This is a genomic window from Syntrophus aciditrophicus SB, from assembly GCF_000013405.1.
GTDB classification, from domain to species: Bacteria; Desulfobacterota; Syntrophia; order Syntrophales; family Syntrophaceae; genus Syntrophus; species Syntrophus aciditrophicus.
Window position 1 is genome coordinate 3,121,796 of the sequence record NC_007759.1, and the last position, 18,593, is coordinate 3,140,388.

Sequence of the window (18,593 nt, forward strand, 5' to 3'; positions counted from 1 at the left end):
AATTCCCCCGAGTCCGCCGGAATAACCTGCCTGTTCCGGCAAACCTCCCACAGCCGACGATGAACAGAAGAAATTCTCGGCAGAGTCCCTTTGTGGGAACGGGCAGAAAGGGGCGCTAATTACTACTCTTTATGTTCAAAGTGGACCAATTAAATTGACTCAGGAAAATTTCGTTCAGGTTTGCCAATCGCTCCATTTATTTGTTGTGCCCTTTTCCCTTGCCTTTGCCTTTTCCTTTCACTGGGGCGCTGTCTCCCGGTTTCCCCGTCAGGGAAAAATCACCCCTCTTGAGGGCATGGAATTCCGGTGAACCTGGCTTGATTCCCAGCTCTTTCGCAATGACACCCCATCCTTTCCCCCGGTTTACATGATAGGCCTGCACGGCATCCCGGTAGGGCCTGTGGGCCATCTTCCCGAGCTGGAAGCACAGAAAGGCATCGGCGGGCGTCTGGACCGTTCCGATGACTGCCTGTACCTGGGACAGCGGGACGCCGAACTGGGCGCTCACTCTTGCCGAAAAATCGTCCATGTCCGCCCTGGCCTGAACATTCAGATTGTTGATAAACACGTCCAATCCTCCGCCGGCCATCACCGGGGCACTACTGAAGAGAAGAAGCATCATGACCGCAAGCAGTCGTGTCAGTTTTCTCATGGCAGCCCTTTCTTTAAACAACAAGATGCAATTTCGGGAAATATAAAGCAGAAGATGCTCAGGCGTCAAGGAGCTCATTCAGGGGCCACCCCCCCGACAGGAGAACGCACTTTTCAGGATCATTGTCTGTACTGACATTGTAACGTTTATGACAGTTTACCCGTCAGCCAAAAATGGCGCAGAATCTCGTTTCGTTTCCCTTGGTCATTCCCTCCTTGAATTCGGCTCTTTCTCTCTCAGGGCTTCAAAACCGGACAGGATATCGAGAAGTTCTTCGGTGATGGTCGTTTGCCGCTCGCGATGAAACAGGGTGTTCAATTCTTCGAGACGATCCCCGATATTTTTTTCCGCACTCTGCATTGCGCCCAGTCGGCCGGCATTTTCACTGGCCGAGGATTCGGCGACGGCCCGGTAAAGAGAAACGAAGAGATACTCTCTCAACAGTGCGGCAAACAGGTCATCCCAATCCATCCGGTAGATGGGCAGGGTACGGGATAGCCACGGCCGGCTTTGAATTTCCCGAAGCCACAGGGTGTCTATCGGCAACAGGAGCTGGGTGGAAGGGCGATAAGAAGAACCGGACAGATATTCAGGATAAAAGAGAAAAACGGTATCGATCGAAAGGTGGAAACGCCACTCTTCCAGGATCATGAGCATTTCCTGAACCCGTACGGTAATGCCGGCAACGGAACTTGGGGAAGAAAGGTTTTCGAATGTCTTCTGCCCCTCATCTTCCAGATGACCCTGCAGACGCATTCCGATGGTCAAAACAGTTCGGTTTTCCGGGCTGATCCCTGATTCCTCCATGCGTTTCAGGGCATGAGAAGCCATCAGGCCGTTCAATGGACCGCACAATCCCTGATCCGACCCGAAGATGATGGCGCCGAGACGGGTTCAAGGACTTCGGCTTCCGGAACTGCAGGTCGATGTCCCGGTCTTTCAGAACGATCTGCAGCCCCATCTCCAGAGTTTTTTTATACTCATTCAGCGATTCCAAAGCCCTCTGATACTGCCGGATGCTGACAGCGGCCAGAGATTTCATGGTTCTGACGACGGACTGCAGGTCTTCCGTAGTCGATATTTTCCGCTTCAAAGCCTCATGAGTCTGCATTCCGATGCCTCTCCGGCTCTGCGGCCACTGCAGACCTGGCCGCATCCAGCAGGGTTTTGCGGTCATGAACGGTCAATGGTTCACCCTTTTTAATCCGGTCGCACAGATCGGACAACTGCACGTGAACCGCCTCCTGGATTCGTTTTTCCGCCGCACCGATGTTTTCCAGAGAAATCCCATCCAGCGCCCCGGACGTCACGGAAAGCAGCGCGGCAATCTGGTCCGCCACACACAGGGGGTTGTACTGCTTCTGCTTGAGAATTTCCCGGACGCGCCGTCCCCGTTCCAGTTTGCGCCGGGTCTCCTCATCGAGCCGGGTTCCAAAGCGGGAGAAGGTTTCCAGCTCTTCAAACTGCGAGTAAGACAGCCGGAGATCCCCGGCAACCGTTCGGTAGGCGGGCAGTTGGGTCTTGCCGCCCACTCGGGAAACGGATTTGCCGACATCGATGGCCGGCAGAATTCCCTTTTGAAAGAGTCGGGAGGAAAGGTAAATCTGGCCGTCCGTGATGGAAATGAGATTGGTGGGGATATAAGCGGAAATGTCCTGCGCCTCGGTTTCGATAATCGGGATCGCGGTCAGTGAACCACCGCCCAGCTCCTCCCTCAGATGCGTGGCGCGTTCCAGCATCCGGGCATGGATGTAAAAGATATCCCCGGGATAGGCCTCGCGCCCCGGGGGACGGCGCAGCAGCAGGGACAATTCCCGATAAGCCCGGGCATGGCGCGTCAGGTCATCATAAATGACGAGGACATCCTTCCCCCGTTTCATGAAATATTCCCCCATCGAAGTCGCCGCGTAAGGGGCGATGTATTGCAATCCCGGCGGATCTTCGCCGGCAGCCACCACGATAATGCAGTAGGGCAGAGTCCGAAAACTTTCCAGAACGGAGACCACCCTGGCTGTGTCGGCACTCTGCTTGCCAATCGCGCAGTAAATACAGATTACGTTTTTATCGTGCTGGTTGATGATCGTATCCAGGATAATGGCGGTCTTTCCCGTCTGGCGGTCGCCCAGGATCAATTCCCGCTGACCCCGGCCGATGGCGATCAGAGAATCGATGACCTTGATTCCGGTCTGCAGGGGAACGGAAACCGGGGCTCGGTCCATGACGGCCGGCGCTTCCCGTTCCAGCGGCAGTCTTCGGGCGGCGGCAACCTCGCCGCGATTGTCCAGTGGCCTGCCCATGGGATCCAGAACCCGCCCCAGCAGGGCCTCCCCCACAGGGACATCCAGCACCCGCCCCGTTCGCCGGACCGCAGAGCCAGCGGAAATGTCTTCAGTATGGTCCAGTGTGATAATACCGATTTCGTCCAGGTCAACGTTGAAAACCAGGCCAAGCAGGTTTCCCGGAAAGACGACGAGTTCCTCCGAACGAACATGGGGAAGGCCCGAGGCCCGGACAATACCCTGGCCGACGAAACTGACCGTGCCGACTTCTTTTTCCTGCAAACGGGCGTTCTGTCCAGACAGAACGGCATCCAGGGTTGAAAAGGTCTGCTCCAGAAAGGACTTCAATTCACGGCCGGAAGGCATATCCCTGTTCATGGCCTTTGCTCCTCTGAAGGCATGACGCTTTCTCCTGATGGTTTGGGAAGGGTCTGTCGAACTTCTTCATGCAACACCCGATCAAAATCCTGTTCGAGATGTTCGAGATAATCGCTGATGCTCCAGGCAATCCTGTGGCCCGAAGCCAGAAATTCGATGCCGCCGATCAGATCGGAACTTTCCTGATACCGAATAACCGCATCCGGTTTCCCCAAAAGATCCCTGACCGTGTCGGTAAGGCGTTGCCGGTCTTCCGGGAAAAGGGCAAAAGCGCTCTGGACGATTGCCCCTTCTTCTGAATCTTCCAGGGCGCTGCATATTTTTTCCCTTTCAGCCGGGTCCAGAGAATGAATTCGATCGATCAGAACATCGACCATTTTTGATTCGATGGCCGTGTCCGCCAGATCATCGAGAATCTTACGGGCAATAGCAAAAACCTGTTTCCCGGTTCGCTGACGGAGATGCTCCAGAAAGGCGGCCTTTTCCTGGAGAACAGTTTCAATCCAGCGCCGCCGAATCGCATCGACTTCTTCCCGGGCCGAATCCATCCATTCCTTCTGCCGGTGATTCACCACCTCCCGGGCCTGATTCAGCATCTTCTCCTCCTGCCCCTGAAGGAACGAATTTTTTTCCTCATAAACCCTGGCTGCTTCCTCCGCTTCTCTCTTCAGCCGTTCCGCTTCATCAAACCGGGCGGCAATCTTTGCCTCCCGCTCGTTCATCGCCTGGATAATCCGGGTATAGAGGAACCGTTTGAGCAGATAGATGAGAATCAGAAAGTTCACCAGTTGTGCCAACAGGACAAACCAGTCGATATGCATGGCTTAGCCCCCGGCCCTGGCAATGGCATGACTCCAGAACGGATTGGCGAAGATCAGAATCATGGAAATCACAAAACAGTAAATGGCAATGGATTCGATCATGGCAAGCCCTACAAAGAGCGTTCGAGTGATCGAGTTGCGTTCATCGGGCTGCTGGGCGATGGCCGTCAAGGCCTGCTTCACTGCATTTCCTTCCCCGAGCGCCGGTCCGATGGATCCGACGGCCATGCACAAACCGGCTGTAACAATCGAGACCATGGCGATCAAAGTCATACTGTCCATAGTAACCTCGTTCTTCCTTTTTTAAATTTGTTAGAAATCATTTTATTCCTCAGGCATTCGGATTGTGTTTTGTATCCTGAGCAACGTCCTCCGCTTCGGGTTGATCTTTCCTTTCTTTCTTTTCATGAGACTGAGTTGCCGATGCGATGTAAACCATTGCCAGAACGGAAAAAATGTAAGCCTGAACCAGCCCGATGAGCAATCCCAAGGCATGCATGATCATCGGGAAAAAAAGCGGGGTCACGGCCAGCAGAATGGCCACCACCTTATCGCCGCTCATGATGTTGCCGAAGAGTCGGACAGCCAGGGCCAGCGTGCGGGAAAATTCGCCCATGACATGGAAAGGAAAAAAGATGAAGGTGGGCTGGAAATACTCCTTAAGATAATTCAAGAGTCCCTGTCGGGAAATTCCGAAAAGCGGAACGGCGATAAACACGGAAATTGACAGGACGGCCGTCGTCGTCAACGAAGCGGTGGGGGCGACATATCCCGGGACAATCACCAGGACATTGGAGAGACCGATAAACAGAAAAAGGGTCCCGATAAAGGGCAGATAGCGATCCGGATCTTCCTGACTGACTTCCGCGATCTGGGAACGCATGGCGGATACCAGGACTTCCAGCAGGCTCTGCCAGCGTGACACCCGGATATCGGAGGACAGACGACGGGTCACAAGCCAGGACGCACCGACCAGCAGGATCATGACCAGCCAGGTATACAGCAGGGTGATATCAATCACGACAAAATGCCACTGCCAGAGAATCACCTGATCAGGACTGATTTTACTCAGGCCCAGAATGTCCATGAACGGCTCCTTTCCGCAGGAAATGCGGTTCCCCCTTTCCCCAGAACCGGATCAGAATTTCCCGTACGACGACAAATCCCCCCAGGGCGACAACGATTCGTTCCCATCGGCCGGCCATGATCAGATAAAAAGCAGGCAGAACAATACCCACGCGAATCAGCAGACTGGTCATCAGCAGTCTTGCCGGAGAGGATGCCACGGGAAGACGACGAACCGTCTGCCAGAGTATGGCAAAATAAACAATCCCGAGAACCATTCCGACGGCAAAGACTCCAACAAGAGAAAGGCCATAGCGGATCATTGTTCACCTCGCATGCCGATTTTCCTCACCCAGTGCCAGGCATTGATACAGCCGACCATCACGCCGCCGACAAGCAGCATCAGCGTCCAGGAAAAACGGCTCGGCCAGGTTCTGTCTATCCACAATCCAATCGCCACACCCAGCAGAGTGGGAATGACCACGGACCAGCCAACCACGCCGAATGTTCCGAGACCAAACCAGAAGGCCTGATTGCTCTGCTCGGCTCCCCGGATTTTCAGATCCTCCCGCCGGGAAATCCTGCCGTGGAAATCACGGGATATGATTTGCCGCCTTTCCCTGGATGAGCGGAATTTTTTAGCCATGTTTTTTCATCTCCATAAACCGGCGGATGATATCCGCTTCCAGTTTCGCGGCGGCGGATCGAGCCATTTTTTCCCGATCGTCCAGGGTCTTGAACTGCTCTTCAATCAGATATTTTGCCCTGCCCAGATCCGCGTTCCGGATGGCGTTGCGGGTGGAAATCCAGACATCCGGACCACGTTTCACCAGCATGCCCTGATCGATTGCCAGCAGTTCTTCATGGCCTTTTCCCGGAAAAATCAGCAGCAGCCCAGGTACCAGAGCCGTTGTAAAATCAATGTGGCCCGGGAGCAAACCAAAATATCCCTCCGCTCCTTCGGCGATAATTTTGGTGACTTTTTCTTCCATCAACACCTGAGAAGGGAGCAGGATCTTAAGATTTATCAATTTTAGCCTCCCTGATGGAACCGATCATATAGAGGCTGCCCTCAGGATAATCGGCAAATTCGTCATTAAGAATCCGTTCACAGCCCTCCAGGGAATCTTCCAGCGCAACAATCTTTCCTTCCGTTCCGATAAACTGTTCGGTCACAAAAAACGGCTGGGTCAGAAATCGCTCCAGCTGGCGAGCCCGGAAAACGATCCGTTTATCTTCGCGTGAAAGTTCCGCGATTCCAAGCATGGCGATAATATCTTTCAATTCTTCGTAAATGGTCAGGGTTCTGCGGATCTCCTGGGCGATGCGATAATGCCGTTCCCCGGCAATGTCAGGCATCAGCATTTTGGAACCGGACTGCAGGAGATCAACGGCGGGATACAGTCCTTCGCTGGCGCGTTTACGGGACAGCACAATGGAGGCGGAGAGGTGGCCGAAGGTATGAACGGCAGACGGATCGGTAAAGTCATCCGCCGGGACGTAGACCGCCTGAATGGAGGTGATCGCCCCCGCAGGAGTGCTGCAGATCCGCTCTTCCAGTTCCGCAAGCTCAGTGGCCAGAGTGGGCTGATAACCCAAGCGGGAGGGAAGCTGCCCCATCAGACCGGAGACCTCCGAACCGGCCTGGATAAACCGGAAAATATTATCGATCAGCAATATTCAGCAATATAACGTCCTGACGGGCGCCATCACGGAAGTATTCGGCCATCGTCAGCGCCGCGTGACCTACCCGGAAGCGGGCTCCGGGAGGTTCATTCATTTGGCCCAGAATCAGAATGGTGTTTTCCAGAACACCGGCTTCTTTCATTTCCCGATACAGCTCTTCCGCCTCGCGGCAGCGCTCCCCGATACCGCAGAATATACTGACGCCCTGAAGAAGGCCGACCATATTATGAATGATTTCGGTGATCAAATCCGTCTTCCCGACGCCGGCGCCGCCGAAAAGGCCGGCCTTGCCTCCTCGTTCCAGAGGCGCAAGCACGTCGATCGCCTTGATTCCCGTTCTGAAAATTTCAGCTTTCGTCGTCTGCCTGGTCAAGGGAGGCGGGGCCTGATGGATGGAACGCCATTCCGCTTCTCCAATCGGCTCCCTTTTGTCGATGGTTTCTCCAAAGACATTGAAAACGCGGCCCAGAAGCGTTTTGCCTACCGGTACGGAAAAGGTGTGCCCCGTATCCACGACGATTGCCCCCCGGGCCAATCCCTGAGTCGGGGTCAGGGCAACCCCGCGGACCGTTCGTTCATCGAGCTGGGTATGAACTTCAACCAGGATCCGGCCTTCGTCGCCGGTCCGAAGCACATGACGGAGAGAGGGAAGATGATCATCAAAGCGGGCATCGATCACACTGCCCCGAACAGAAATGATGACGCCTTGGTGGATTCGATCTTCCATGGGGGGAACCTGCCGTAAAATAAGTCCATGCAATATTTAAATAATGGGTGACAGATCCTTAGCCGGGACTGAAAATATGACAAAAAAAGGCGGTCTGTTAAAAAATGAGGGAAAAATTTCTCGCTGCTCAGTCTTTTTTGTAACGGATCTGAAATAGACAGGATAAATTGCTGTTAAAAAAACGTTTTTCTTTTCATTTCCGTTTAAATATGCCCTAACTTTGCCGGAGAAATCAAGTCGATATTTTTTGCTGAACAGCCCCGGTTTATTTTTCTTTTCAAGAATTGATTGATATTTTATTGGAATGCGAGTAAATTTCCCGTCTAACAAATGCCGTTCAGGGCCGTGAAATAATTCGAGGGCATGCAGAATCGGATTTTAACAAGATTACAATGGCTTAATGGGATATGTTCATGCTGACCGGCGTTGATCCTTACCATATAATATTATATTTCAGGAGGAATACAGAGCATGAGAGTTTTTGCAGATCGCTTATTGGGTATAATGGAGAAAAACACAAGAGACATCGCTGTGAATTGGGCAAAAGACGTCATGAAAAATCCTAAAACGCCATCTTTTCACAGTATGACCCAGGAGCAATGCATCAACTATGCTATTGATTTTTACAAGAATTTTATCAATATTTATTTTGAATCGAGACCCTACCCGAAACAGGAAGCCTATTTTTCTTCATATGCGGAACGAAGATACCGGGAAGGCATCCCGCTGCATGAAGCGATATACGCCTTAATCATGATGCGCCGCCATCTGTGGCTCTATGCCGAAATGCAGGCAATCTTCATGAGCCCCATGGATCAATATCAGGCCGTTGAGACTCTGACGAAGACGATCCGCCTTTTCGATTCGGGGATTTATACGATCACCAAACGTTATCAGGAGCTTGCTGCACAGGCCGGTTAAGTTTAAAACATCTGACAGCATGGAGATGTGTAAAATCCGGATCTCTGAAGCCCGGCAAATTCAGAGGAACGGATCCGGAAGAGGCTTGTCCGGGGAGGAGATATTACACTTTACTTCTTTGGAAATCTTGCCTTGAAGGCGGTCTCAATGATCGAAACCGCCGCATCGATGCTCAGGTTTTCGGTATTCACCACAAGATCGTAATTCAGGGGATCGGTTTCATCCCTTTGGAAATACTGCCTGACAAAGGCTCTCCGGGCATCCTGCGTTTTCAGGACAAACTCTTCCGCAGCTCGCCGGGTAGTTCGTGTTAGATTTTCAATCCTCATGTCAAGAGGTGCGATAATTCTGACCCGGAAAGTCGTTTCGCGGGGAAGGATGTACTGAGCGCCGCGGCCCAGCAAGATGGTGTTGCCGTGTTTTCCAATGGTTCCGATCACTTGGGTCATATGTTTTAAAAATTCATCCGGTGACAGATGCTCCCTGGCATATAGTGAGTCCAGCCAGGAGTCCAGTTTTGATGTTTCCTTCTCGTCAAGTGTTTTCACGACCGACTCGCTCAACTGGGTACTCTCTGCAAGTTTCTGAAGAATTTCAGCACCGAGGAGATCCATTCCAAGCCGGGGGGCGAGTCGCTTGGCGACTTCAACGCCTCCACTGCCGGGATCGATGGAGATGGTGAGCATAGGTTTAGGCTCTTCTTCTGTGACCGCCTCTTTTTTTGCCGTTTTTTGTGCCTGCCATTTGGATAACTGTTCTTCCACCAGTGAGTTCAAAGAACGGCGTTCTAATTTCATATGCATTTCCTCCTTTTAATGAAGATCAAGTTTTTTCGTAAGGGTTTCATTTACAGAATGGCTTAAAACAGCTATCAGCTTCTTAAGGACTTTATAGCAGATGTTTCAAAATGGGGCAAGCATCATCAGGAAAGACACGACGAGCACAAGCATTCGAGAAGGATAAAAAATCAGGACAGGCCTTGCTATCCCGCTGTCTGGCATTTCACTCGAAACTTGTGGTCCAATGATACACAACAGAACATTCTTCAGGAAAGACAATCCGATCATTCATCCGGGCAGAACGAATCCCGTTGCTCGATGCGCCGAAATATATTAAATTAATAACATTCGTATCACCACGCCAACCGTTCGGTTTATATAAGCGAACCAGCCGTTTTCTTCTGGAATGACAAGCATGAAGCTCACCATCAGCAGAAAATTGATCCTGACTCATTTCGCGATGGCTTTACTTGCTGTGCTGGCAGTCGTCTATGCCCTGGATCGTTTTCGCACACTCAACGACCTGGCTTTTAAAATCATCCACGAAGATTTTTATCTCATCAACACCAGCAAATCGATGATTGACACCCTTCTGGCTCAGGAAAATGCTGAAAAAAAATATCTCGTTCTGAGAGATCCATCCTTTGAAAAGATATTCCGGCAACGGGGCAGAGAATTTGAAGGAGCCTTGAAGGCACTGCAACGACGCCCATTTGCGGTCAGTAAAGCCAATCCGGAACGCCTGAAAGAACTTCACAATCGTTATCAGTCCCTGTTCCAGCGGGAGCGGCGGCTGATTTCCGAGGATCGCATAGAGGAAGCCTTCACCCTGTCAGAAAAGGAAAGTCGGCTGCTTATCGAAAGGATGGCTTCCCAGCTCCGCTCTCTGCAACAGAATGCGGAAAAGGAAATGGATTTCCGGATGAATACGATCAACCGTCTGGGAACCACGGCCTCACGGATTACCCTCGTGTTGACGGCTGTTACACTGATCATCGGCTTGCTCCTTGCAATGGCGACAACGATCAATATTTCCCGACCCCTGAAAAAACTGGAAAAGGCGACGGAACGAATCGGCGAAGGCAATTTTGATTATCGGCCGGATATCGCCCGGCACGATGAAATCGGCAGCCTGGCTCAGGCCTTTGGTTATATGGCTGAACGACTCAAAGAACTCGAGGCGCTGCATCTCGATGCGAGTCCCCTGACCGGATTGCCCGGCAATCTGGCTATTGAAAAAGAAATCGGCAGGCGGTTGTCCGAAAAGCACCTGTTTTCCCTCTGTCATGTCGATCTGGACAATTTCAAGCCTTTTGCAGACCACTATGGCTACGCCTGGGGCAGTGAAGTCATCAAGGAAGTGGGGCTGATGCTCGTTGCAGCCCTGGGTCGACGACCTGATCTGGAAAATGATGTATTTCTCGGGCACATCGGGGGCGATGATTTTGTGATTATAGCCGATCCCAGACGGGCTGAGGAAATCAGCGGAGAGATGGTCCGCGTTTTTGATGAGCAGATTACCCGATTTTACAGTGAAAAAGACAGGAACAAGGGATTTATCATCGCCAGGGACCGCCAGGGCATTTATCGGAAGTATCCCCTGATGACGATCACGATTGCCATCGTCACCGACGACGGCCAACGCTTTGCCAATCCTCTGGTCATGGCCAAAAGGGCGGCAACGCTGAAAGAATACGCAAAGGCCATGCCGGGAAGCAATTACATCAAGGAGGAGGATTTTGAAAAGGAAGCAGGATCAGGTGCTGAGTCAGCTCCTTCCTTTAAATGCAGTTAAAAACAGGGGCACGGAAATAAATGCCTCGGGCATGAAAAAAAGCGGACGGAAAAAGGGAACCCTTCTGCTCCGTGTCCTTTTTCTTAACTTTCTTCTCTGTCAGATGGCGGCCTGTACAACCATGACAGAACTTCCTCCGGAGAGAAAGCCAACCATTACCCTGCAGCAATCTCTGTCTTTTCCGGATTATTCCGCCGACGACCGGAAGCTGTTCGAGGAGGGCCTGAACTGCCTGAAGACGATCCCGGAACGACTGCCCGATTACACCAAAGCCAGAAAAATTTTTGAAACACTGGTTCAAAAGCATCCTGAAAGTAAGTGGCGTATCCAGGCTGAGCTCTGGCTGGGTCATCTTGACGCATTTTCCCGGCTGGAAGAAAAGTTAAACACCTGTCAGCAAAGGGTGGAAAACAATCAGATCGCACAAGACAGGCTTCAGCGGGAAAACGAGCAACTGAGGAAGGAAATTCGCGAGCTTACGGAAAAAACCCAGGAGGAACTCAATCGGTTTAACCAGGAGAACGAACAGCTCAAAAGAGACATCCGGCTTCTGAAAAACATGGAAATTCAGAGGGAAAAACGGGAAAGAATGCTGCGCTGACACCCGGTTTTCTTGCACTTGATCACCCGGCGGCAGGAAGCACACAACGCTGCTTCAGCGGTATGACACCATGAACCCGACGAAATCAGCCGGAAAAAGGCGGCGCGTCCGAAGAGCCTTTCAGATACTCCCAGGCCAGGGTAATCCCCAGGGCGGTTTTTGAATCAGCGATCCGGCCGTCTTTCATCATGGCCAAGGCCTCCTGAAAAGAGATCGGGACCACCTCGATAACTTCATCAAGGTCCGGCGGCAGGAACGCAGCAAAAAGATCCGTCGCCAGGTAGTAATACATGTATTCATTACAGTAGCCGGGTACCAGATACCCTTCAAAAAGTTTGACCAGCCGTCGGGCCTGAAACCCGATTTCTTCCGCAAGCTCTCTCTGGACGCATTCCTCAAGAGTTTCCGGCCCCTTGTCCAGGGCTCCGGCCGGTATTTCGAGGAGCATCTGCTCGACAGCCGCCCGATACTGACGGATCAAAAGCAGCTTCCCTTCAGGAGAAACGGGCACGGCGGCGATGCAGGGCCTGTGATTGATCCAGCTCTGAGTGGCTGTCCTGCCGTCGGGCAGTTGAATTTTTCCTTCGTAGACCTCAAAAATCCGGCATGTATACACTGGTTTTTCTTCCAGTCGCTGTGGCTTGATTTCGGACATTCTTCCTTACACTCTCATTCATCGGTTTGGGTGGTTATTCCTATTCTCCGTCCAAGGGCCTCCCGCATCGGTTTCACTATGACTCCTCGACCTGCACGGCACACGCCTGCATCGCCTCTGCCCCCACTCCTGCCAGCGGCATGAATCCCGAAGAGAAGTGTTATGGGGGCTCTGTATTTCCAATTAATTTGTTTCCATGACGGACAGGAGATGACGTTCGATTTCTTCTTTGGGGAGCAGGCCGACGAGGGAATGAACCAGTTTGCCATTCCTGAAAAACAGCATCGTCGGAATGTTCCGGACGCCGAATTGCTGAGCGGTCAAGGGGTTTTCGTCCACATTCAGCTTGACGATTTTGATCCCCCCCGCGTATTTGAGGGCCAGTTCTTCAAGAATGGAGCTCAGGGCCCGGCAGGGACCGCACCAGGGCGCCCAGCAGTCGACCAAAACGGAACCGGCGAACGTCAGCACCTCCCGCAGAAACGTACTGTCCATAACATCCATGGGCTGATGCTGGCTGCTGTCGACAATCAGAGGCGCACCGCAACGTCCGCACAAGGGAGAATCGTTCAGCCTGTTTTCAGGCATGCGATTTTTCGTGCCGCATCTCAGACACCGGATGATCATATCATCGAGCGGCGCATGACAGCGGCCGCACGCGGGATGTTCCTGGAACCTGCCCTTTGGAATACGATTTTTCGTTCCACAGTTAAGGCAGCGAATTATAATGTCGTCATCCTCTTTCATGAAAAAGCCCGAAGCCCTGTCCCTTCCTGTCTCCAGCGAATTCTTGATTCTCAAACCCTGTCCGTCTTCCGTTCCGGACATTCCGGACGGTCCTGATGCGACATCTCACCGGGCATGCTGGAATTACGGCATAAATTACACGAGTCCGCTGGAAAAGTAAAGAATCGAAGCAGGCTGTTCCATAGGCATTCCGGTAACCTTCACCCTGGAGTTGAGTCGCCCCTCAGGAGAATAACGTCTCCAGAATCCGGAGTTCGGCTCGAGAAAAGGGCAGATTCCGGATATCCCCGGGGCTCACCCAACGCCAGTTGTCCTTTTGCGGGGAGTCGGGTACGCCATCCAGAATCGTTCCGGCAAAAACGTGCAGAGTCAGGTGAAAGTGTGTGTAAGTCTGTTGGAGCGTCATCAGGGAATCACCTGCAGCGACGGTAATGTTCAGCCCTTCCCGGCAACGCCTTTCCACGGCCTCCGTAACGATTTCCCCGGGGTTGAGCATCCCCCCGGGAAAGGTCCAGAGGCCCCCAAGAAACCCGGCTGCCGGCCGCCGGATCACAAGAAGACGCTGTTCCGAATCCCGGATGACCGCGGCAACGGCCTCTCTGTGCGGCCGCTTCGTTCTTTTTCGGGAAACCGGCAAGAAGTGCTGACCACTGCCGGCATAAGCCAGACAGATCGATTGCAGAGGGCAATCGGAACACAGGGGAGTTTTCGGGCGGCAAAGGACAGCCCCCAGCTCCATCAGGGCCTGATTGAACCGTCCCGGCTGCCGGGCGGGGACGAGCTTTTCCGCCAGGGCTGAAAGCAGCCGCCTGGTCGAGGTAAGGTCCACAGGACTGTCCACAAAGAAAAGCCGGCTCAAAACCCGTTTCACATTGCCATCAACGGCAGGAACGGATTTCCCGAAGGCGATGCTGAGGATAGCGCCGGATGTATAGGAACCGATACCGGGAAGCGCCATCAAATCAACCGGGTTTGCAGGAAACCGGCCGCCGTGGGACTCCAGAATAAGCCGGGCCGTCGCGTGCAGATGACGCGCCCTGCTGTAATATCCCATTTTCTCCCAAACCTTGAGAACCGCTTCCAGCGGAGCCCGGGCCAGTTCTTCAATCGTCGGGAACTGCTCCAGAAAACGCCGGTAATACGGAATCACAGCCTCCACCTGGGTCTGCTGCAGCATGATTTCTGACAGCCAGATGGCATAGGGATCCGAAGTGCTGCGCCAGGGCAGAAGGCGTTTGTTTTTTTCGTACCAGGCCGTCAGCAGGGTGGCAATCCGCTGTGCATTCTGCTCCGCCCTCTGCAGGGATTCATGCCGGATGTTCATCATTTTCTGTTTGACTGGCAAAAGGATTTTATTGAAAATTCGTCAAATATCCCTTATTTTTAAACCGTTTCGCCGACGTGACACTCCATGCCGCCGAAGAAAAGTTTAATACACCCGGGGTGAAGGGGCATCATGGTTTTTGACGAAACCGTCTTCCTGTTCATTCTCACGGATTTATTTTCACGGACTGCTTCACATTTCAAGAACAAAAAATTTCCATGATTTTTCTATCAGGAGGTTCGACTATGCTGGAGGGAATGAAAAAGCTTTTGAAATCCAAGGATACCTGTGTCCTGGCCACCGCTTCCGGAAACGAGCCGCACTGTTCGCTCATGTCTTATGCCGTTAACGATGACTGCCGGGAAATCTACATGATGACGTTCCGAAGCACTCGCAAGTACGAAAATCTGCTGAGCAATCCGGTGGTCAGTCTGCTTGTGGACACCCGGGAGGAGGACAACCCCGCGGACCGGACTCACACGAAGGCGCTGACAATCAGCGGTCAGTTTGAACGCATTGAAGACGAGGTGGCAAGACTGAGGGCTAAAAACAGTCTGATGGATCGACATCCTCACCTTAAGACCTTTGCCGAAAATCCCGATACCGAATTTTTCGTCGTCAAGGTGAAGTCCCTCCAGCTGCTCGATGGAATAACGGACGCTTCATTTCTCACTCTCGATTGAACAGGCAGCAGAATCCGCAGGCCATAAAAATCTGTGGTCATCCTGCCGGATTCTGAAAAGGAAGTCGTGAAACTCAGCCCAAGGGGAGAAGACAGATGAATATATTCAAGGCAGCAGCAAAGCAGCTTTATGAAACCGCCCGACAGGAAGGCCGCCTTATCGAAGGCCGCCCGCTGGAGGAGTTGAAGGAAATCGCCCTGCGGCAGGAGGGGGTGATTCAGACCCATATCGGCTCCGTGGCGGCGGATTCCGAGCCCATGTCCCGGTCGGCGCCTCACACCCGCAACAGTGTGGATCACCCCTTCGGCGATGAGGAAGCTCAACTGGCCGACCAAATGGTGGAGTCGCTGAAAAAAGAGAGGCTGATTTCCCTTGATACCTACATCGGCGATGGTCGGGACGGCGTCTCCGCCCGATTTCTTGTCCCGGAACAGTATGCCCAGATCGCCTATGGTCTCAAACTCCTCTTCAATCATCCACCGCTCGTTCTGGACAACCCCACCTATACCATCATCTATTACACCGACGAAGCCTTTGAACGCAACCGTGCAAAAAAGCTGGTGGACAAGGACATCTCCATCCGCCTCATGCTGGGCGACAAGCGTGGAGATCAGGTTAAAATCTGCCGCAATACGATTTATCTCGGAGAAGGGAAAAAAGGAATTTTCCAGTTCGAGGACTGGAGGATCAAGGCCATCGACAAAACCGGAATTTTTCTCCATGCCGGCGCGCGCCGAGATTCGCTCTGGGTGTATGATCAGGAAACCGCCCGGATGGAACTGACGGATATCGTGACCGCCGTGGCCGGACTGACCGCGACCGGAAAGACCACGACTCTCTGCCGCAAATTCACGAAAGTTCCGCTTGAGCGTTCGGAGATGATCGGCGACGACGGGGGCGCACTGGGACTGGACGCCAGCTACGCGGCCTTCGAGATGGGCGGAGTTTATGTGAAAACGGAAGGACTGGACGCCAGCCAGCCGGAAATCCTCCGGGCTGCGGAATCCAGGGACGCCTTCCTGGAAAATGTCGCTCTGACCCAGTACCCCTATATGCCTAATTTCGCGGATATTTCCAAGACGGGAAACGGCAGGGCCGTAGTCTCGCGGGACAACCTGGAAATCGCCTCGAAAAGCCTGCGGGCGGACCGCATCCACTACATCATCATCCTGACCCGGAATCCCCTGGTCAATGTGCTCAGCCGCCTGACGCCGGAGCAGGCCACCATGCAGTTCATCTACGGCGAATCCATTGAAAGCAGCGGCGGCAACCCCGAAGAGGCCGGCCGATTCAAACGGGAATTTTTCCTCGATCCCTTCATGGCGGGCGACCGCCTGGAACATGCCATGATTTTTTACGATATCGTCAAGCGGAACAAAATCCAGTGCTATCTGGCCAATACGGGAACCATCGGTCTGAAGGAGGAAAAGGTCACCCTGCGCCAGTCCCTCGCGGCCTACAACGATCTGGTCCGCATGCAGCTCCGCTTCAGCCTCGAGGCCGACCACCTGGGCTATCACTATCCCATCAAGTGCGACCGGGCCAATCTGGACCTCATGACCGCTTACCGGCTTTTTGACGACCCCGTTATCCTGGAAAAACGGCTGCAGGATTTTTACCGGGGCCGTCGGGAATACCTGGAGGAATTTGAAGGACGATACGGCCGGATCCCCGAACCGATCCGCGAGTCTCTGCCTTATCACTACAAGGAATTTTCCCCCCGGGAAGCCCTGGACATTGAATAGTCGGAACAAGCCGATCCTGTCATGCCCCGTTATTGCGCATCCGGCCCCGGGCCAGCGAGGCAAAAATTCCCAGAAAACACAGGATGGACAGAATCGAAAAGGCCATTTTCATGCTCTGCAGCAACAGAGGGTAATAAAGCGGCGTAATCTGCACCTTGCCGATTATCAGGGCGAAAATCAACAGAGCGATGCCCATGCTGAACATCTGCCCCAGGATACGCATCGTGGCCAGGGCGCCGGACGCCAGACTGAGAAATTTCCGGTCCACCGAACTCATAATCGCATTGACATTGGGCGAGGAGAAAAAGGCAAACCCAAGTCCAAGCAGGGAAAGGCCGGCCAGAATGCAGGCCAGGGAGGACCGGGCGTCGATAAAGATGAGCAGGCACAGGCCGCATACGGTCAGGGCCATTCCCAGGGAGGCGAGAAATCGAGGCTCGATCCGGTCGGAAAGTCGGCCGATCAGTGGAGAAAAAACGGCCTGAATCACCGGCTGGGCAAGGAGGATTCCCCCCGCAACCTGAGGAGAAAAATCCTTGATGAACTGCAGATAGAGGCTCATGAGAAAACTGACGGCATAGGTGGCGCTGTAGTGGATCAGGGCGGCCAGGTTAGAAAAGGTGAAGGCCCGGTTCTGAAGAAACAGAGAAACATCCAGAAGAGGGCTCGGAGTTCTTATTTCCCATTTGATGAAAGCGGCGACGCCGGCAATGCCGATGACAATGAAAAGAAAAGCGACCGTCGACGGCAGCCGGGAGAAGCCTATCATCAGCAGAAACAGGCTCAGGCTGTAGATGATCGTGCCTGTCAGGTCAAAACGCTCTCCCCGGGCTTCGGCCCATTCATCTCTCAGCTTCCACAGAGTAAAAAAAAGGACGATCAGGCTCAGGACGGCATTGAAGAGGAAGATGCTCCGCCAGCCGAAGTGCTGGGTCAGCAACCCGCCGATTAACGGACCAGCCGACAGGCCGGTATAAACGGCAGCCACGTTGATTCCCAAAACTTTCCCCCGTTCCGTAAAGGGAAACACGGAGATGAGAATGGCCGTTGCCGTGCCGAAAATCATGGCTCCGCCGATGCCCTGCATAAAGCGGGAAAAAATAAGCATGGCGGCATTGGAAGCCAGGCTGCACGCCAGCGAAGAAAGGGTGTAAAGAACGATTCCCCAGAGAAAGATCCGCCTCCGACCATAAAGATCGGCGATTCTTCCCAGAGGAACCAGGCTCATCGCCGCGGCCAGCAGAAAACTGGTGGCCACCCAGCTCAGGGAAAGGGCATTCATCGAGAGTTCCCTTCCCATGGCGGGAAGTGCCACGTTGGAAGCAGATCCCATGAATGGCGTCAGAAAGGAGGCCATGGTAGTCACGACCAGGGTCACCATCCGGCTTGTCGACGGATATGGAGAATTCGAAGGTAAGGAAGTCAAAACTCTGCCTGCCGGAACCGGGATGACCAGGCGACATCCCGGATAAGGAAATGAGGAACCTGTTACAGCATTTTCACTGACGAATCTGACCTATCAGAGAGTCCGATGTTGTTCAATCTAATTTTAACGCCGGCTCAATGCTGATCGTGTTGCACCACATGCGGGATGGCTATGGCTGATGAAAAAGTTTTTTTATTCAGAAAGCTCAAGAGTTGAAAGCGGAATTCGCAAGGAGAGGCATTCCCGCACAAATGCTTTTTTATTAAATACAACAAGGGGGCGTCCAAAGAAGGAGGAACCGCCGTGCAA

At 53.0% G+C, this 18,593-nt stretch carries 21 protein-coding genes and 1 pseudogene; 6 read left to right on the top strand and 16 right to left on the bottom strand.

Translation table 11 applies throughout. The features are described from left to right. Positions 1–196: 196 nt before the first annotated feature. From SYN_RS14610 to atpD, 11 genes and pseudogenes are all read right to left on the bottom strand, one after another. Complete coding sequence (locus SYN_RS14610; RefSeq protein ID WP_193329355.1) at positions 197–652, bottom strand: hypothetical protein; 456 nt, start codon at positions 650–652, stop codon at positions 197–199. 204 nt (positions 653–856) lie between these two features. Continuing rightward, entirely contained in the window at positions 857–1,483 is a 627-nt protein-coding gene (locus SYN_RS16430; RefSeq protein ID WP_237671300.1) for a F0F1 ATP synthase subunit gamma, read from the bottom strand. Beyond that, a complete protein-coding gene (locus tag SYN_RS16435; RefSeq protein WP_049750016.1) occupies positions 1,380–1,763 on the bottom strand; it encodes a F0F1 ATP synthase subunit gamma in 384 nt (127 codons plus the stop codon). Before SYN_RS16435 ends, SYN_RS16430 begins: the two co-directional genes overlap by 104 nt. Further along, positions 1,750–3,309: an alternate F1F0 ATPase, F1 subunit alpha gene (locus SYN_RS14620; RefSeq protein ID WP_011419009.1), complete on the bottom strand. Its 1,560-nt coding sequence runs from the start codon at positions 3,307–3,309 to the stop codon at positions 1,750–1,752. The genes SYN_RS16435 and SYN_RS14620 overlap by 14 nt, the downstream gene beginning before the upstream one ends. Beyond that, the gene (locus tag SYN_RS14625) at positions 3,306–4,130 is read right to left on the bottom strand and encodes an ATP synthase subunit b 2 (RefSeq protein ID WP_011419010.1); all 825 of its coding nucleotides are present in this window, start codon (positions 4,128–4,130) and stop codon (positions 3,306–3,308) included. Before SYN_RS14625 ends, SYN_RS14620 begins: the two co-directional genes overlap by 4 nt. 3 nt (positions 4,131–4,133) lie before the next feature. Then, complete coding sequence (locus SYN_RS14630; protein ID WP_011419011.1) at positions 4,134–4,412, bottom strand: F0F1 ATP synthase subunit C; 279 nt, start codon at positions 4,410–4,412, stop codon at positions 4,134–4,136. Positions 4,413–4,461: 49 nt separating this feature from the next. Continuing rightward, positions 4,462–5,217 carry a F0F1 ATP synthase subunit A gene (locus SYN_RS14635; protein ID WP_011419012.1) on the bottom strand — a complete coding sequence of 252 codons (756 nt, stop codon included), beginning with the start codon at positions 5,215–5,217 and terminating at the stop codon, positions 4,462–4,464. Then, positions 5,195–5,518, bottom strand: coding sequence for an ATP synthase subunit I (locus SYN_RS14640; protein WP_011419013.1), 324 nt, complete (start codon positions 5,516–5,518; stop codon positions 5,195–5,197). Before SYN_RS14640 ends, SYN_RS14635 begins: the two co-directional genes overlap by 23 nt. Beyond that, complete coding sequence (locus SYN_RS14645) at positions 5,515–5,841, bottom strand: AtpZ/AtpI family protein (RefSeq protein ID WP_011419014.1); 327 nt, start codon at positions 5,839–5,841, stop codon at positions 5,515–5,517. Before SYN_RS14645 ends, SYN_RS14640 begins: the two co-directional genes overlap by 4 nt. Then, entirely contained in the window at positions 5,834–6,226 is a 393-nt protein-coding gene (locus SYN_RS14650) for a F0F1 ATP synthase subunit epsilon (RefSeq protein ID WP_011419015.1), read from the bottom strand. The genes SYN_RS14645 and SYN_RS14650 overlap by 8 nt, the downstream gene beginning before the upstream one ends. Next, positions 6,213–7,608: pseudogene (gene atpD, locus SYN_RS17150) on the bottom strand (F0F1 ATP synthase subunit beta). Before atpD ends, SYN_RS14650 begins: the two are co-directional and overlap by 14 nt. A gap of 471 nt (positions 7,609–8,079) precedes the next feature. Here atpD and SYN_RS14665 point away from each other — a divergent pair. After that, positions 8,080–8,529 (top strand): hypothetical protein, encoded by a 450-nt coding sequence (locus tag SYN_RS14665; protein WP_011419019.1) that lies wholly within the window; start codon positions 8,080–8,082, stop codon positions 8,527–8,529. Positions 8,530–8,639: 110 nt separating this feature from the next. Here the strand turns inward: SYN_RS14665 and SYN_RS14670 are convergent, their stop codons facing one another. Beyond that, the gene (locus SYN_RS14670; RefSeq protein WP_041585177.1) at positions 8,640–9,326 is read right to left on the bottom strand and encodes an AAA family ATPase; all 687 of its coding nucleotides are present in this window, start codon (positions 9,324–9,326) and stop codon (positions 8,640–8,642) included. A gap of 397 nt (positions 9,327–9,723) precedes the next feature. On the opposite strand from SYN_RS14670, the gene SYN_RS15590 reads away from it, so the two are divergent. Both SYN_RS15590 and SYN_RS14680 read left to right on the top strand, forming a co-directional pair. Then, positions 9,724–11,103 (top strand): HAMP domain-containing protein, encoded by a 1,380-nt coding sequence (locus tag SYN_RS15590; RefSeq protein WP_049750017.1) that lies wholly within the window; start codon positions 9,724–9,726, stop codon positions 11,101–11,103. A gap of 31 nt (positions 11,104–11,134) precedes the next feature. Then, on the top strand, positions 11,135–11,704 hold the full coding sequence (locus tag SYN_RS14680; protein WP_148202604.1) for a hypothetical protein: 570 nt from the start codon (positions 11,135–11,137) through the stop codon (positions 11,702–11,704). 85 nt (positions 11,705–11,789) lie between these two features. On the opposite strand, the gene SYN_RS14685 is transcribed toward SYN_RS14680, so the two are convergent. From SYN_RS14685 to mutY, 3 genes are all read right to left on the bottom strand, one after another. After that, on the bottom strand, positions 11,790–12,359 hold the full coding sequence (locus SYN_RS14685) for an NUDIX hydrolase (RefSeq protein ID WP_011419023.1): 570 nt from the start codon (positions 12,357–12,359) through the stop codon (positions 11,790–11,792). 183 nt (positions 12,360–12,542) lie between these two features. Then, on the bottom strand, positions 12,543–13,187 hold the full coding sequence (gene trxA, locus SYN_RS16650; RefSeq protein ID WP_011419024.1) for a thioredoxin: 645 nt from the start codon (positions 13,185–13,187) through the stop codon (positions 12,543–12,545). A 142-nt stretch (positions 13,188–13,329) separates the two neighbouring features. Next, entirely contained in the window at positions 13,330–14,433 is a 1,104-nt protein-coding gene (gene mutY / locus SYN_RS14695) for an A/G-specific adenine glycosylase (protein WP_148202605.1), read from the bottom strand. A gap of 242 nt (positions 14,434–14,675) precedes the next feature. Here mutY and SYN_RS14700 point away from each other — a divergent pair, with 242 nt between their 5' ends. Together SYN_RS14700 and SYN_RS14705 are read left to right on the top strand one after the other, a co-directional pair. After that, positions 14,676–15,113, top strand: coding sequence for a pyridoxamine 5'-phosphate oxidase family protein (locus tag SYN_RS14700; RefSeq protein WP_041585178.1), 438 nt, complete (start codon positions 14,676–14,678; stop codon positions 15,111–15,113). A 95-nt stretch (positions 15,114–15,208) separates the two neighbouring features. Further along, positions 15,209–16,858, top strand: a complete 1,650-nt coding sequence (locus SYN_RS14705) for a phosphoenolpyruvate carboxykinase (protein WP_011419027.1) — start codon at positions 15,209–15,211, stop codon at positions 16,856–16,858. A gap of 19 nt (positions 16,859–16,877) precedes the next feature. Here the strand turns inward: SYN_RS14705 and SYN_RS14710 are convergent, their stop codons facing one another. Beyond that, on the bottom strand, positions 16,878–18,191 hold the full coding sequence (locus SYN_RS14710; protein WP_202943574.1) for an MFS transporter: 1,314 nt from the start codon (positions 18,189–18,191) through the stop codon (positions 16,878–16,880). On the opposite strand from SYN_RS14710, the gene SYN_RS16335 reads away from it, so the two are divergent. Next, the gene (locus SYN_RS16335; protein ID WP_162467434.1) at positions 18,190–18,330 is read left to right on the top strand and encodes a hypothetical protein; all 141 of its coding nucleotides are present in this window, start codon (positions 18,190–18,192) and stop codon (positions 18,328–18,330) included. The two genes, SYN_RS14710 and SYN_RS16335, sit on opposite strands and share 2 nt — an antisense overlap. Positions 18,331–18,593 lie beyond the last annotated feature (263 nt).